This window comes from Pseudorhodobacter ferrugineus DSM 5888 (assembly GCF_000420745.1).
GTDB lineage: Bacteria > Pseudomonadota > Alphaproteobacteria > Rhodobacterales > Rhodobacteraceae > Pseudorhodobacter > Pseudorhodobacter ferrugineus.
Genome location: NZ_ATVN01000017.1, coordinates 36,475 through 48,913 on the forward strand (window position 1 = coordinate 36,475; position 12,439 = coordinate 48,913).

16 protein-coding genes are annotated in these 12,439 nt (G+C 56.3%); 13 read left to right on the forward strand and 3 right to left on the reverse strand.

What is annotated here, in order from left to right; all coding sequences use genetic code 11:
* The first annotated feature begins 86 nt into the window (after nucleotides 1-86).
* From G560_RS0114485 to G560_RS0114510, 6 genes are read left to right on the forward strand one after another with little or no spacing between them, the layout of a single operon-like run.
* Nucleotides 87-539 carry a c-type cytochrome gene (locus G560_RS0114485; protein WP_022705021.1) on the forward strand — a complete coding sequence of 151 codons (453 nt, stop codon included), beginning with the start codon at nucleotides 87-89 and terminating at the stop codon, nucleotides 537-539.
* A gap of 11 nt (nucleotides 540-550) precedes the next feature.
* Nucleotides 551-1,948 (forward strand): cbb3-type cytochrome c oxidase subunit I, encoded by a 1,398-nt coding sequence (locus G560_RS0114490; protein ID WP_022705022.1) that lies wholly within the window; start codon nucleotides 551-553, stop codon nucleotides 1,946-1,948.
* Nucleotides 1,949-1,953: 5 nt separating this feature from the next.
* The gene (locus tag G560_RS0114495; RefSeq protein WP_028914125.1) at nucleotides 1,954-2,760 is read left to right on the forward strand and encodes a CbbQ/NirQ/NorQ/GpvN family protein; all 807 of its coding nucleotides are present in this window, start codon (nucleotides 1,954-1,956) and stop codon (nucleotides 2,758-2,760) included.
* Between the two features lie 7 nt (nucleotides 2,761-2,767).
* A complete protein-coding gene (locus tag G560_RS0114500; protein WP_028914126.1) occupies nucleotides 2,768-4,684 on the forward strand; it encodes a nitric oxide reductase activation protein NorD in 1,917 nt (638 codons plus the stop codon).
* Complete coding sequence (locus G560_RS0114505) at nucleotides 4,681-5,238, forward strand: cytochrome c oxidase subunit 3 family protein (RefSeq protein WP_022705025.1); 558 nt, start codon at nucleotides 4,681-4,683, stop codon at nucleotides 5,236-5,238. Before G560_RS0114500 ends, G560_RS0114505 begins: the two co-directional genes overlap by 4 nt.
* Nucleotides 5,239-5,245: 7 nt before the next feature.
* A complete protein-coding gene (locus tag G560_RS0114510; protein ID WP_022705026.1) occupies nucleotides 5,246-5,524 on the forward strand; it encodes a cytochrome C oxidase subunit IV family protein in 279 nt (92 codons plus the stop codon).
* A gap of 12 nt (nucleotides 5,525-5,536) precedes the next feature.
* On the opposite strand, the gene G560_RS0114515 is transcribed toward G560_RS0114510, so the two are convergent.
* Complete coding sequence (locus G560_RS0114515) at nucleotides 5,537-6,238, reverse strand: Crp/Fnr family transcriptional regulator (protein ID WP_022705027.1); 702 nt, start codon at nucleotides 6,236-6,238, stop codon at nucleotides 5,537-5,539.
* A 43-nt stretch (nucleotides 6,239-6,281) separates the two neighbouring features.
* A complete protein-coding gene (locus G560_RS0114520) occupies nucleotides 6,282-6,515 on the reverse strand; it encodes a hypothetical protein (RefSeq protein ID WP_162140872.1) in 234 nt (77 codons plus the stop codon).
* A gap of 35 nt (nucleotides 6,516-6,550) precedes the next feature.
* Between G560_RS0114520 and G560_RS0114525 the strand changes: the two genes are divergently transcribed.
* From G560_RS0114525 to G560_RS0114550, 7 genes are all read left to right on the forward strand, one after another.
* Nucleotides 6,551-6,796, forward strand: coding sequence for a helix-turn-helix domain-containing protein (locus G560_RS0114525; protein WP_022705029.1), 246 nt, complete (start codon nucleotides 6,551-6,553; stop codon nucleotides 6,794-6,796).
* Nucleotides 6,797-6,820: 24 nt separating this feature from the next.
* Complete coding sequence (locus G560_RS0114530; protein ID WP_022705030.1) at nucleotides 6,821-7,441, forward strand: LysR substrate-binding domain-containing protein; 621 nt, start codon at nucleotides 6,821-6,823, stop codon at nucleotides 7,439-7,441.
* Between the two features lie 143 nt (nucleotides 7,442-7,584).
* Complete coding sequence (locus G560_RS21660) at nucleotides 7,585-7,776, forward strand: hypothetical protein (RefSeq protein ID WP_269430444.1); 192 nt, start codon at nucleotides 7,585-7,587, stop codon at nucleotides 7,774-7,776.
* Nucleotides 7,691-8,386, forward strand: coding sequence for an NAD(P)-dependent oxidoreductase (locus G560_RS21665; protein WP_269430443.1), 696 nt, complete (start codon nucleotides 7,691-7,693; stop codon nucleotides 8,384-8,386). The genes G560_RS21660 and G560_RS21665 overlap by 86 nt, the downstream gene beginning before the upstream one ends.
* Nucleotides 8,379-9,887, forward strand: a complete 1,509-nt coding sequence (locus tag G560_RS0114540; protein WP_022705031.1) for an aldehyde dehydrogenase family protein — start codon at nucleotides 8,379-8,381, stop codon at nucleotides 9,885-9,887. Before G560_RS21665 ends, G560_RS0114540 begins: the two co-directional genes overlap by 8 nt.
* Nucleotides 9,888-9,896: 9 nt before the next feature.
* Entirely contained in the window at nucleotides 9,897-10,625 is a 729-nt protein-coding gene (locus G560_RS0114545) for a serine acetyltransferase (RefSeq protein WP_022705032.1), read from the forward strand.
* Nucleotides 10,622-11,512 carry a VOC family protein gene (locus tag G560_RS0114550; RefSeq protein WP_022705033.1) on the forward strand — a complete coding sequence of 297 codons (891 nt, stop codon included), beginning with the start codon at nucleotides 10,622-10,624 and terminating at the stop codon, nucleotides 11,510-11,512. The genes G560_RS0114545 and G560_RS0114550 overlap by 4 nt, the downstream gene beginning before the upstream one ends.
* Before the next feature lie 81 nt (nucleotides 11,513-11,593).
* Here G560_RS0114550 and G560_RS19380 read toward each other — a convergent pair whose 3' ends face one another.
* Nucleotides 11,594-12,196: a hypothetical protein gene (locus G560_RS19380; RefSeq protein ID WP_022705034.1), complete on the reverse strand. Its 603-nt coding sequence runs from the start codon at nucleotides 12,194-12,196 to the stop codon at nucleotides 11,594-11,596.
* Between the last annotated feature and the right edge of the window lie 243 nt (nucleotides 12,197-12,439).

The window sequence follows — 12,439 nt, forward strand, 5'->3', positions numbered from 1 at the left end:
CCGCCGTTCACAGATCAGTTACCATCAACGGCCCCGAACATGCCCCGCGCATTGGTCGGGCACAGCTCCGAAAAGGGGAATGCGCAATGCGCGAAGTCATGACCAAGAGCATGGCCCGCAATATCTTTTATGGCGGGTCACTGTTCTTTATTCTTATCTTTGTCGGCCTGTCATGGGACAGCCACCGATACATCGTCAATGAATCCACCAATAAGGAAACGCTGACACCTTCGGTGGTGGCGGGCAAACACCTGTGGGAAAAACACGGCTGCATCAACTGCCACACGATTTTGGGCGAAGGTGCGTATTTCGCGCCGGAACTGGGCAATGTCATGACCCGCTGGGGCGTCAATGGTGATGCCGAGGGCGGATTTGACATGTTGAAAGGCTGGATGGATGCCATGCCCACAGGCATCGAAGGCCGCCGTCAAATGCCGAACTTCAACCTTACGGATGATGAATACCGCGAATTGTCCGATTTCTTGCAGTGGACCAATACGATCAACACCCAGGGCTGGCCGCCCAATGATGCGGGTTAAGGAGATCTGACATGAAATATCAAACTCAAAAGATCGCTCTGGTCTATTTCGTCGTGGCAATGGCTTTGTTTGCCGTACAAGTCTCACTTGGCCTGCTTATGGGCTATGTCTATGTGGACGGCAATTTCCTTGTCGACCTCATGCCCTTCAATATCTTGCGGATGCTGCACACAAACAGCCTTATTGTCTGGTTGCTTTTGGGCTTTTTCGGGGCTGCCTATTACCTGATCCCCGAAGAATCCGAACGTGAGATCCACTCAACCAAACTGGCCTATCTCCAGCTCGCTATTCTGGTGCTGGGGACAGCGGGTGTGGTTGTGACCTATACGTTCAACCTGTTTGAAGGAAACTTCTTTCTGGGAAAAGAAGGCCGCGAGTTTTTGGAACAACCCCGCTGGGTTAAGGCCGGTATCGTTGTTGCAGCGCTCATCTTTCTTTACAATATCAGCATGACTGTGCTGGCAGGCAAGAAAACAGCAATCTCGAATATCCTTTTGCTCGGGCTTTGGTTACTGGCGCTGCTGTTCCTCTTTGCCTTCGTCAACCCGGCAAACCTTGCGCTTGACAAGATGTACTGGTGGTTCGTGATCCACCTGTGGGTTGAAGGTGTTTGGGAATTGGTTTTGGCCGCCATTCTGGCCTTCCTGATGCTGAAGCTGACGGGTGTGGACCGCGAGGTCGTTGAAAAGTGGCTTTACGTCATCGTCGCCACAGCGCTGTTTTCCGGCATCTTGGGCACTGGCCACCACTTCTTGTGGATCGGCACCCCGGGTTACTGGCAGTGGATCGGTTCCGTGTTCTCGACACTTGAGATTGTGCCGTTCTTTGCGATGATGGCGTTCGCCTTTATCATGGTCTGGAAAGGCCGTCGTGACCACCCGAACAAGGCCGCCTTGCTGTGGGCGCTTGGCTGTGCGGTGCTGGCATTCTTTGGCGCAGGTGTTTGGGGCTTTTTGCACACGCTGCACGGGGTAAACTACTATACCCACGGCACGCAAATCACGGCAGCGCATGGTCACCTTGCTTTCTACGGTGCCTATGTCTGCATCAACCTTGCCATCATCAGCTATGCCATGCCGGTGCTGTTGGGGCGTGACCCCTATAACCAAGTGCTGAACATGGCCTCGTTCTGGCTGATGTCGGGCGGCATGGTGTTCATGACCTTTACGCTGACCTTTGCCGGTACGGTGCAAACCCACCTGCAACGCGTGATGGGCATGGGCTTTATGGAGGTACAAGACCAGCTTTGGATCTTCTATGCCATGCGCTTTGGCTCGGGTGTTGCGGTTGTGCTTGGTGCTCTTCTGTTCATCTACTCCATCCTGGTCCCACGTGGCGAAATCGTGAAGCCTGGCCCGGTTGAGCGTGACCGTCTGACACGCGACGCAGACCACGTAGTAGCGGAGTGATGCAGATGGATGGATCCCTGAACCTGAAGGGGGCGGCAAATGCCCCCTTCTACCTGCCCCAAGCCGATGAAATTTCGGTGTTTCAGGCAGCCTATGACAACCAACTGCCCGTCTTGCTCAAAGGCCCCACAGGCTGCGGCAAAACCCGCTTTGTCGCCCATATGGCCGCAAAACTTGGCCGCCCGCTGTATACCGTGGCTTGCCATGATGACCTGTCCGCCGCTGACCTGATCGGCCGCTATTTGCTGAAAGGCGGCGAAACCCTATGGGTTGATGGCCCCTTGACCCGCGCCGTGCGCGAAGGGGCGATTTGCTATCTGGATGAAGTGGTCGAGGCGCGCAAAGACGTGACCGTCGTACTGCACCCGCTGACTGATGATCGGCGTATCCTGCCCATCGACCGCACGGGCGAGGAGCTGGAGGCGACCCCCGGCTTCATGCTCGTGGCGTCCTATAACCCCGGTTATCAGAACATCCTGAAAACCCTGAAACCTTCGACACGTCAGCGATTTGTGTCGATGGAATTCACCTTCCCGAAACCGGAACATGAAATCCCGGTCGTGGTACGCGAATCCGGTCTGGATGAGGCGCGGGTGAAACCGCTGGTTCGGCTTGCCAACAAGCTGCGCGACCTCAAAGGGCAGGATCTTGAAGAAGGCGTTTCAACCCGCCTTGTCGTCTATGCCGCGACCCTGATCCGTCAGGGGATGCCGGTTGAACGTGCCATTTTGGCCGCGATGATCGAACCCCTGACCGACGACCGCGACACCAAACGCGGGCTCCTCGATCTTGTCACTGCTGTTTTCGGGTGAGGCCAGCATGACAAAAATCGAAATCGAGCCATGGGAACCCGAAGAAACAATCGGCAAACTGTGGCACGAACTCGCCAGCCGTCTGGATGCACCAAGCAGCCACGACGGAGCCCGTGTCAACCTGAGTGAGGTTGGCGGACGGTTGGCAGTGCTTTTTCGGGGTCTCGGTGGCAACCCCGCCATCGAGATCAAAGCGGTGGGCGAGGAGATGTCCCGCCACCGTCTGTCCTTCCTGCGCAAACTCGGTACCGCCGAAGAACGCACGCCCCGCGCCTCATTTGATGGTGAAAGCCTGCGTTTGCCCGAAAGCCTTGCGGTATTTCCGGCGCGCGAGGCGAACGCAGCCCTCTACCTGTGGCTGACGGCCTGCGCCGCCCATGCCGATTTGACAAAGATGCCCAGCACCGATGACCCGATGCGCGCTGATCTTGCCGCTATCGCCGCCGCCGAAACTATGGTCCGCAACACCCTGTTGCATGCCCCCGGCTTTGCCGCCCTATACCGCGATCTGTGTGCGGCAACCCTTGCCTTGCGCCCCCGCCCCGCCCTGCCCGCCGCCGAGAGCGCCATCGAGGCCCGTATCCGGCATGCGCTTGGCGATGATACCCACCTGCCTGATTTGCCCGCAACATCTCCGCGCCGCTACAAACCGTTTCGCCCCGTCGCCTTGTGGCCCGATCTGCGCCATGTGTCGTTTTCGGCCGAAACCCAAGTTGAAACCCGCAGCACAGATGGTCAGGCCGAAGAATCCGAAGGCGCAAAGACCCACCGCGCCAAACGCAAACGCGCCGATCAGGCCGAACGCAACGACAGCTTTATCCTGCATAAATTCGAGGCAATCCTGTCTTGGGCCGAATTCATCAACCTGAACCGCCGGGTTGAGGATGATGATGATGACAGCGCCAAAAAGGCCGCCGACGATACCGATGAAATTGGCCTTGGACAAATTTCCAAGGCCCCCGCCACCCGCCTGAAACTGCATCTCGATTTGTCGCCCGAAGATGTCGATCGCGAATTGCTTTCCGGCATTTCTACCTATCCTGAATGGGATTGTCGCACGGGGTCTTACCTGCCTGCTCACACACGCATTTTGTCGTCGCAGGCCACGCCCACTGACCTTTCCCCGTTTCAGGACGACCCCCGCGCGCTGGCCCGTATCCGCGCCGTCAAGCGCCAGTTCGAGGCTCTGCGTCCCAGCCGAATTTCGACCTCTGGCCACCTTGACGGCGATGAACTTGATACGGACCGAGCTGTGCGCGCGCGGGTCGATTTTTATGCAACCGGTCAGGGCGATGACCGCATCTGGCGCCAAACCCGCCCGCAAGCACGCAACCTTGCGGTGTCCATTTTGCTGGATGTGTCACGGTCCACCGAAAGTGCGGTTCCGGGACACGGCCATAACGGCCGCACCGTGATCGGTGTGGAACGCGAGGCCTTGGCCGCCCTTGCATGGGGCCTGAACGCCTGCGGCGATGATTTCGCGATCCACGCGTTTTCGTCGCTCAAACGCAACCGCGTGTTTGTGCAGGAATGCAAAGGCTTTGCCGAACCGATGGATGAAACCGTCATCCGCCGCATCGCATCACTGGTCCCTGGCCATTATACCCGCCTTGGTGCAGCCATTCGCCATGTGTCCAAAGGTCTGGAAAGTCAGGCCCGCAAACGGCGGCTTTTGCTGGTCATCACCGATGGCAAACCCAACGATCTTGACCACTATGAGGGCCGCCACGGTATCGAAGACAGCCGTATGGCCATCCAAGAGGCGCGCCGCGCAGGCCACGCCGTCTATGGCATAACCGTCGATCGTGACGGCAAAGCGTGGTTCCCGCGCATGTTCGGCCCCGGCGGGTTTTCGGTAATTTCGGACCCTGATAAACTGACTCAGGCTTTACCCGAAATTTACCGCCAATTGGTTGGCGCATGACCCAGACGCAAACCGACCAGCCGTTTGACCAATTGCCCGGCGATTTGATGATGTGGATCCTGATCGTGTCCGAGCTGTTGGTCTTTGGCGCGGGGCTTTTGGCGTTTATGGCCGTCCGCGTCACCGATCCCGCGGGCTTTGCCTTGGCCCAAGACCAATTGCACCGCAGTGCGGCGGGCATTAACACTGTTGTCCTCGTCACCTCGGGCTATCTTGCGGCCCGCGCTGTGGGCTATGCCAATGCTGGCCGCATTGCCGCCACCCGCTGGGCGCTGCTGGCGGCGGGCGGGTTGGGCATGGTGTTTTTAGGGATTAAATTCACCGAATACGCCGAAAAAGCCGCCCTTGGCATTCGCCCCGAAACCCACCCCTTCTATACGTTCTATTACCTGTTGACCGGGTTTCACGCCGCCCATGTGATCGCGGGTCTTGTGATATTCGCTTTGCTCGCCCTGCGACCGACACCCCGCAACCTTCAAGTTGGGGCCGCCTTTTGGCACATGGTTGATCTGGTTTGGGTACTGCTATTCCCCGTCATTTACTTGCTGCGATAGATCCGACATGCAAACCATCACACGGGCATGGCTGATCCTGCTGGCACTTTCCGCCGCCTCAACTGCCGTATCCTTTAACGTCACACTACAGCTCCCCGCGCAAATTCCCTTGCTCGGAGGTATAATCATCTTGCTATTGGCATGGGCAAAGGCGCGCATCATCGCCGCTCGCTACCTCGAACTGGCCCAAGCCCCGGCCTATTTGCGTGGCTTCAGCCTTGTCTTGGCACTGTTTATGCTAACCTTGTTGGGCTTGTATGTGGCCGCAACGCCCTTTTCCGGCTAAGCGACCAACCACTTAAAGCTTATTCCAAGACGTTGCTGGATCTTCCAAAGAAAAGTCTCGCAGCGCGGCGATATCCGAAATCAATGCATGGTTTTGCTGAATTTTCACACCATGCTCCCGCAACTTGCCAAAAGCCCGGCTCAGGCTTTCTGGCTTCATTCCCAATCGACCTGCGATCAGCACTTTGTCATAGGGCAGAGTCACCTCGCATTCGCCACTTTCGCAGGACGACAGCTCCAACAAAAACTCGGCAACGCGCTGTGCCCCGGTTTGTGCCTTCAAAGCCTCCACTTGGCTGACCAAAGATTGTAAATGGACAAACGTTGCAGACAACATAGACACGGCAAAATCAGGGTTCTCGCGAATCTGGCGCAAATAGGCCTCTGCCTCGATCCTGATGACCTTGCAATCCGTCACCGCCTCTGCCGCGACCGGATAAACATCACTGCGAAAGGCAACCGCTTCACCAAAACTGCGGCCTTTGGTGAACACACCGACCACGGCCTCGGCCCCATTTGGCGCCACGCGGTACAGCTTTACCCAGCCTTCAACCACAATATAAATCGCCGTTGCCTTTTCGCCCTGCAAAAAAATGCAAGCGCCGCGATCAAACGGCCTTAACCGAGAGTTTTTCAGCAAAACTTCCAGCGCCTCGGGCGAGGCTCCAGACAACAGAATGGATTTTGCCGCAATTGTCCGATGTTCCGGTGTCATGTTCGGCCCTTCTCAAAGCTACGACATCTTGTCGCATATCTGGTCAAAGATGCCAATCGGGCGAATCCGATCTGCTGTGAATGCGGCAGATGAATTTGGGCTGGTTACTTGGTTTAAACCGACAAAACAAACCGGGAAAATAGGGTTCGGCCTGACTAAATTCAGCACGGACCACAACCCCATCCACCGCCACGCCATTGCGCAGCACCGTGAGCCTGCCGCATTCAGATTTGCGCGACATGTCCGACCGTCCCACAAGCGGACGCGCGAATCGCATTGCATTGGCGGCATTCGTTGCGCCAATCTCAACACATGAACGCCCTTGATCCACGCCAAACCGACTGTTTTATTGCTGCCAGCCAAACTGGCGCGATCCGCGCGGCGGCAGAGCAGCTTGGTTTGGAACCCTCGACCGTCAGCCGGAATATTTCAGCCTTAGAGATGGCGACCGCTATGACATTGCTGGAACGCGGCAGACATGGCGTGCGCCCAACCGAGGCGGGGGCGCTTCTTTTGGACTACCTTCAAAAACAGGTTATGGGTCTGGAAGTCTTGTAATCTGAGTTTGATGCGCTTGGGAATATGAAGCGCGGAACCGTGCTGATTGCGGTAGGCGAAGGGTTTGTTGGTGATCTGTTTGATCAGACGATGTGCGCCTTCAATACCCAATATCCCGATATTTCCTTTGGCTTGACGGTTGGATCGACCGAACACGTCGCGTCGGAACAGGCTCATATCGGGCTAGCCTATAACGTTTCCAGTGATCCGCTTTTGCGTGTCGAACTGTCGGCGCATCAGCCGCTTGTTGCGCTGTTTCGAAAAGGCGGCAGGTTTGACCACAGTACCGCATTGGATCTGAAAACGCTGGCAAAACTGCCCTGCGCAGTTCCACCCAAGTCGTTTGGCATAGGCGCGATGATTGCGGCCACTGAGGCCAAACAGGGCATCCGTATGCGCGCGCTTGTTGAAGCCGGGTCTATTGCTGCGCTCAAAGCCTTTGTGCGCAATGACATGGGTTATACCATCTTGCCGCGATTTGTTGTCGAGGCCGAATTGTCGGATGGGCTGTTCGCAGCCTATCCAATTGCACCCGACGCCTTTCCAGGCGGCGTTGCGTCATTGATCCGCAGGGAAGGCCGGCGACTGCCCATTGCTGCGCAATTGTTCCTGCGCCAAATGTCAAAGATGGCCGCATTTCGTTGAATTTGGTGTTGCGCCAATTGCAACGATCTTTGCCACGTAACAGCATTCTAGACATTTGAGCGTGATATTATCGAGCAGGCAAAAGTTTATGGGAGCCAGCGATGCAAATAGGTTTGATTGGATGCGGCAACATGGGCGGCGGCATGGTCCGTCAACTTGTGGCCGCAGGGTTCGCACCCGTTTGCTTTGATTCAAATGCACAAGCGCTTGTGCGCAGAAACTGCGGTAACGGCATCTGCGCTTGCGGGCATGTCACAGATCATAATTCTGTCACTTCCCAAAGCCGCCATGGCAGAGATTTGCCCTCATATTCAACCCGATACCATCGTCCTTGACACCTCAACATCTGACCCCGCGACATCTCGGAAAATGGCGGGGTTGGGAAAGGACAATGGGTTTTCTTTTGTAGATGGGCCCGTAAGCGGGGGCCCTGCAGCCGCGAATGCCGGAACCATGACCATGACCATGCTGCTTGGGGGCGCAGTTGATGCGATAAACACCCTTCGTCCGGTTTTGGCTGTTTTGAACGCCAAGACTGTCGTTGTCGGCGGATCAGGTGCCGGACATGCGGCCAAAATAGTCAATAACATGCTATGCGCGGCAAATCTTGTGCTGGTGGCTGAGGCTTTGCGATTGGGCGAAGCTGCCGGTGTGGCACCCAAAGACTTGCTGCAAGGCATCAATGCAGGGTCAGGGCGTAGCGGTGTAAGCGAGGTCAATTTCCCGAAATGGGTTTTGAATGGGGCATTCAACTCCGGTTTTACAATGGGTCTTATGCGCAAGGATGTGGGCCTCGCATTAGACCTGGCGAAATCGTCGGGCGTTGATCTGCACGGCTTTGCCAATATTGCTGCGATTTGGCGGGATGGCTCTGGGCATATCGCCGACAGCGCTGATTTTAACGAAATTGTAAATTACGATGGAAAAGGGGTAAAGGATGTCTGAACGCGTCAACATGTTGCGCGCGGCGATGGTGGCTGTTGGTTTGGGGGAAAGGCCCCAAAGTTTGGTGAATGGCCTACTGTGCGACGGCGACGGCGCAGAGATTATACTCGTTGATCCCTTTACCGAACTGCCGGCGTTGACCTACCCGGATGCGGGCGCGGTACTGGCGCAACGGGCCTGCGCCGCAGCCCAGAGCGCGCAAACCGCTTGGGCCAAGGGCATGTCAGGGGCCGCGCGTGGCCAAATCATGCAGGCCATTTCACGCGCCGTTTTGGCCCATGCTGCCCCGCTTGCAACAATCGAAGCAATCATCGCAGGCAAGCCGATCCGCGATTGCCGGATCGAAGTGGCCAAGGTGGCCGAAATGTTCGCCTATTACGCGGGCTGGGCCGACAAACTGCATGGCGAGGTGATCCCTGTGCCATCGGGCCATCTGAACTACACGTTGCGTGAACCCTTGGGCGTAGTATTTCAGATTACCCCGTGGAATGCGCCTATCTTTACCGGGGGCTGGCAAATCGCACCCGCAATTGCCACCGGCAATTGTGTGGTTATCAAACCAAGCGAGCTGACCCCGCTGACCACAGTCGCGCTGGCGAAACTGGCCGAGGATGCTGGCCTACCTCGCGGCCTTGTCAATGTTTTATGCGGCCTTGGCCCGACATCCGGGCAAGCGGCAATTGAACATGCCGCCGTGCGCAAGGTGATCTTTGTCGGCTCGCCCGAGACGGGCCGCAAGGTTGCAATGTCAGCGGCCGCGGCGCTAAAGCCTGTGGTGTTGGAGTTGGGTGGAAAATCGGCCAATATCGTTTTCAATGATGCCAAACTTGAACATGCCTGTCTTGGGGCGCAAGCGGCCATCTTTTCCGGCGCGGGGCAAAGCTGTGTGGCAGGGTCACGCCTGTTGGTTCAAAAATCGGCGCATGCCGCACTTGTGGACATGCTTTCAAAAGGCATGAACTCTATTCGCCTTGGAGACCCGTTGGATGACGCAACCGAAATTGGCCCGATCAGCAACGCAAGGCAATTCGCCCATGTGACCGGAATGATTGCACAGGCGAATGCAGCAGGGGCTAACGTCATGTCGCGTGACACAACGCCGCGTCAAGGCTACTTTGTGCGACCAACGATCTTGGACGGGTTAAACAATTCTGCAAACTGCGCGCAGCATGAAATTTTTGGCCCCGTCGTCACGGTCATCCCGTTTGAGGATGAGTCCGAAGCGATCGCACTTGCAAATGACAGCCGGTTCGGACTGGCCGGTGCGGTGTGGACCGCCGATGTTGGTCGCGCCCACCGAATGGCGGATGAGGTCCGCGCGGGTACGTTTTGGATTAACAGCTACAAGGCTATTCATGTATCCTCACCGTTTGGCGGCTCGCTCAACTCGGGGTTCGGGCGTTCCAGCGGGACAGATGCATTGTTGGAATACACTGCCGCCAAGAGCATTTGGCTGGATAGTGCGGTCACACCGCGCATAGCCTTTGGGTATGTGTCGTAGGAGGGTTGGATGCAGCTTGTGCGCGATGTGCAGGATCTATTGATCGCGTCGCCGGATGTCAGGGCGCTGATGGCGTTTGCCCCGTTTGACAGTTTTGACACCTTGGCGGGGGCCTTATTTTCCAGCGTGACAGGCAATGCGGCGCTTGGCCGGATCGTCGCGTCGGTTTACGCAGCCAATCCTGCCTTGGTCGAGATTTCAACCTATGACATTGCTGAAACCACCCGCAGGAATTTTGAACCCGGAGGGGCGCCTGCAACCTTGCTGTTTTCGCGCGGGGTGCAAGCCATAATGGCGCACCGTATCGCGCACAAGCTCTGGCTCGATGGGAACCAAAACCTTGCCCTCGCGATCAAAGCATGTTGCGGGCGCGCCTTTGGCACTGACATTCACCGGGCAGCGCGGATTGGTGCAGGGCTGTGGTTGGACCACGGTTTGGGGTTCGTGGTGGGCGAAACCAGTGTGATCGATGAGGATGTTTCGATCTGGCACAATGTTACATTGGGCAGCACATTGAACGACAAGGGCCCCTTTCGGTACCCACATGTCGGGCGCGATGCAGTGATCGGGGCTGGGGCGGTTTTGCTGGGGGGTATAAAAATCGGGGTGGGGGTCAATATCGGCGCAGGTGCAATCGTGGTGGCAGATGTCGCCGATGGCAGCCTGATCGTCGGACACAAAGCGCAGGCACGTGGCCCGGCACGCATCAGCTTTACCAAACCGGACCTGACAAAATGAATGCAGTTTTTGGCATCGACCACCCGCTTCTGGCCACCCATGATATCGTCGAATTGCGCCAACGTCTTATCGCGCTCGGTTTTAGTATGACCGCGATCGGTAAACATCCTTGGGGCACCAGTACCAGCCTTGCGATGTTCGAAGGCTGTTTGCTGGAGATCATGGGCATTTATGACGACAGCTTGATCGACGAAATCCCCGCAGGCAATTTCCACTTTGGACGACATATCTATGAACACCTGCAACAGCGCGAAGGCGTGGCACTGACAGCCCTACACAGCACAGATTCCCAAAGGGACGCGGACCGTGCGGCGCAGGCTGGTTTTTATGTTGCGGGTCATCTTGAATTTGGCCGCAATGTCATTTTGCCAGATGGATGCACTGGGCGGACCAAAACAACGCTTGCCTTGCTGCCAGATCCGACCTTTCTGCGGCTTTCATTCTTTTTGTGCCAGCAACATAGGCCAGACCTGATCTATGTGCCGGAGTGGCTGCAACACCCCAATACCGTGAACGGCATTGCCGGCATCACTATCGTCGCACATGGCGGCCACCATGCTGTATTGAAATCTCGTTTTGGCGGTCTCTATGGCGGTGGCGCGGATATTGCGGGTGGCATGGCCTTCAAAACCGCCAATGGCATAGTGCGAATTCTCGAACCGCAGACATTTACGGATACTGTCGGCAGCCTACCCTTCTCTATCACTTGTGATAAATTGCCATTTATTGCCGGTATGGATTTCACCCTATCAGACCCAACGGTGTTTCGAACCTTTGCGCTCTCGTCAGGGCTAAAGTTTAACGAGCGCGGCGGTTGCCTGACCCTGCTCGACCCTGCTCTGACAGCAAATACCGTTCTTCGTTTCTTTCATCCTGATACTGCATAAAGGTTGCCTCCACCAAATCCAGTCGCCAAAAAGGCACGCGTCATGGACCTACAAAAAGGCAACGAGGTGCCGCGCTTTGCCTTAGCTATTTGCGCCGCCACACCCGCTTTCCGTTAGGGCGCCGACGGTGACGCGATAGTTTGGCCGCGGGTTCATAATAATCTTGCGTGTACCGGTAATGGAATACATGCAGGCATTTGCGGCACCCGCGCCCGCGCGCTGCCCATCAACATAGATATCCAACCAAGGAAGGCCGTTCTTACCACGATGGCAGCCTGTCAGATGTGGTTGCGGCCCGTCACCACAAATGTCTTCCACGATTGCATAACGACGCAAACTTGGGATGTAGAACCTTGTGCCGGCAGGATAGTCAAGCTGCGCGCGCCCGCCAACAAGGCGGTAACCAACTGCAATGGTGATGGGGTCATGGTACGTACCGGTTCCAGCGGCCGAGCCGTGCAAAACGGGGCGCGCAATTGCCGCAGATCCTGGGGGCGTATTGTCCCAATAGCTGTAACCGGTCAGATAGGCCGTGAAGGACACTTCTCTAAAGCTGGCAAGGACGGGTTCGTCGATGGCGCTGTCAGCCAGCGGAACAGCCCTTACATCTGCGACCCTATCACCTGCAAGGACCGAACCCGCACAAAGCAAGGCAAAGCTGAAACCGGCGTATACTGCGAGCATGTCGATTATCCCCTTGGTTGTGTTACTTGAGTGTTCACACCAAGGGTTTTCAGGCAAATCCGTTACTATAAAGTGAACGGCATAGACCACTCGTGGATTTTAATTTTTATAATATTTCAAGCTTATAATTTAAATACTAGTCTCCTTTAGATTGAATTGCATCAACAGACAGGTTTCCACACAAGAGTCATTCGAAATATCGAACCTCAGCTGATAACGCCTCGCGCAAGATATGCTGATCTT

Excerpts from the sequence above, each read along its gene's own strand:
- G560_RS0114545 (WP_022705032.1), top strand. The coding sequence starts at position 9,897 with ATGCAGCTTGTGCGCGATGTGCAGGATCTATTGATCGCGTCGCCGGAT.
- G560_RS0114500 (WP_028914126.1), top strand. The coding sequence starts at position 2,768 with ATGACAAAAATCGAAATCGAGCCATGGGAACCCGAAGAAACAATCGGC.
- G560_RS19380 (WP_022705034.1), bottom strand. The coding sequence starts at position 12,196 with ATGCTCGCAGTATACGCCGGTTTCAGCTTTGCCTTGCTTTGTGCGGGT.
- G560_RS21660 (WP_269430444.1), top strand. The coding sequence starts at position 7,585 with ATGGTCCGTCAACTTGTGGCCGCAGGGTTCGCACCCGTTTGCTTTGAT.
- G560_RS0114485 (WP_022705021.1), top strand. The coding sequence starts at position 87 with ATGCGCGAAGTCATGACCAAGAGCATGGCCCGCAATATCTTTTATGGC.
- G560_RS0114520 (WP_162140872.1), bottom strand. The coding sequence starts at position 6,515 with ATGCGATTCGCGCGTCCGCTTGTGGGACGGTCGGACATGTCGCGCAAA.
- G560_RS0114550 (WP_022705033.1), top strand. The coding sequence starts at position 10,622 with ATGAATGCAGTTTTTGGCATCGACCACCCGCTTCTGGCCACCCATGAT.
- G560_RS0114510 (WP_022705026.1), top strand. The coding sequence starts at position 5,246 with ATGCAAACCATCACACGGGCATGGCTGATCCTGCTGGCACTTTCCGCC.
- G560_RS0114525 (WP_022705029.1), top strand. The coding sequence starts at position 6,551 with ATGAACGCCCTTGATCCACGCCAAACCGACTGTTTTATTGCTGCCAGC.
- G560_RS0114515 (WP_022705027.1), bottom strand. The coding sequence starts at position 6,238 with ATGACACCGGAACATCGGACAATTGCGGCAAAATCCATTCTGTTGTCT.
- G560_RS0114540 (WP_022705031.1), top strand. The coding sequence starts at position 8,379 with ATGTCTGAACGCGTCAACATGTTGCGCGCGGCGATGGTGGCTGTTGGT.
- G560_RS0114490 (WP_022705022.1), top strand. The coding sequence starts at position 551 with ATGAAATATCAAACTCAAAAGATCGCTCTGGTCTATTTCGTCGTGGCA.
- G560_RS21665 (WP_269430443.1), top strand. The coding sequence starts at position 7,691 with ATGTCACAGATCATAATTCTGTCACTTCCCAAAGCCGCCATGGCAGAG.
- G560_RS0114495 (WP_028914125.1), top strand. The coding sequence starts at position 1,954 with ATGGATGGATCCCTGAACCTGAAGGGGGCGGCAAATGCCCCCTTCTAC.
- G560_RS0114530 (WP_022705030.1), top strand. The coding sequence starts at position 6,821 with ATGAAGCGCGGAACCGTGCTGATTGCGGTAGGCGAAGGGTTTGTTGGT.
- G560_RS0114505 (WP_022705025.1), top strand. The coding sequence starts at position 4,681 with ATGACCCAGACGCAAACCGACCAGCCGTTTGACCAATTGCCCGGCGAT.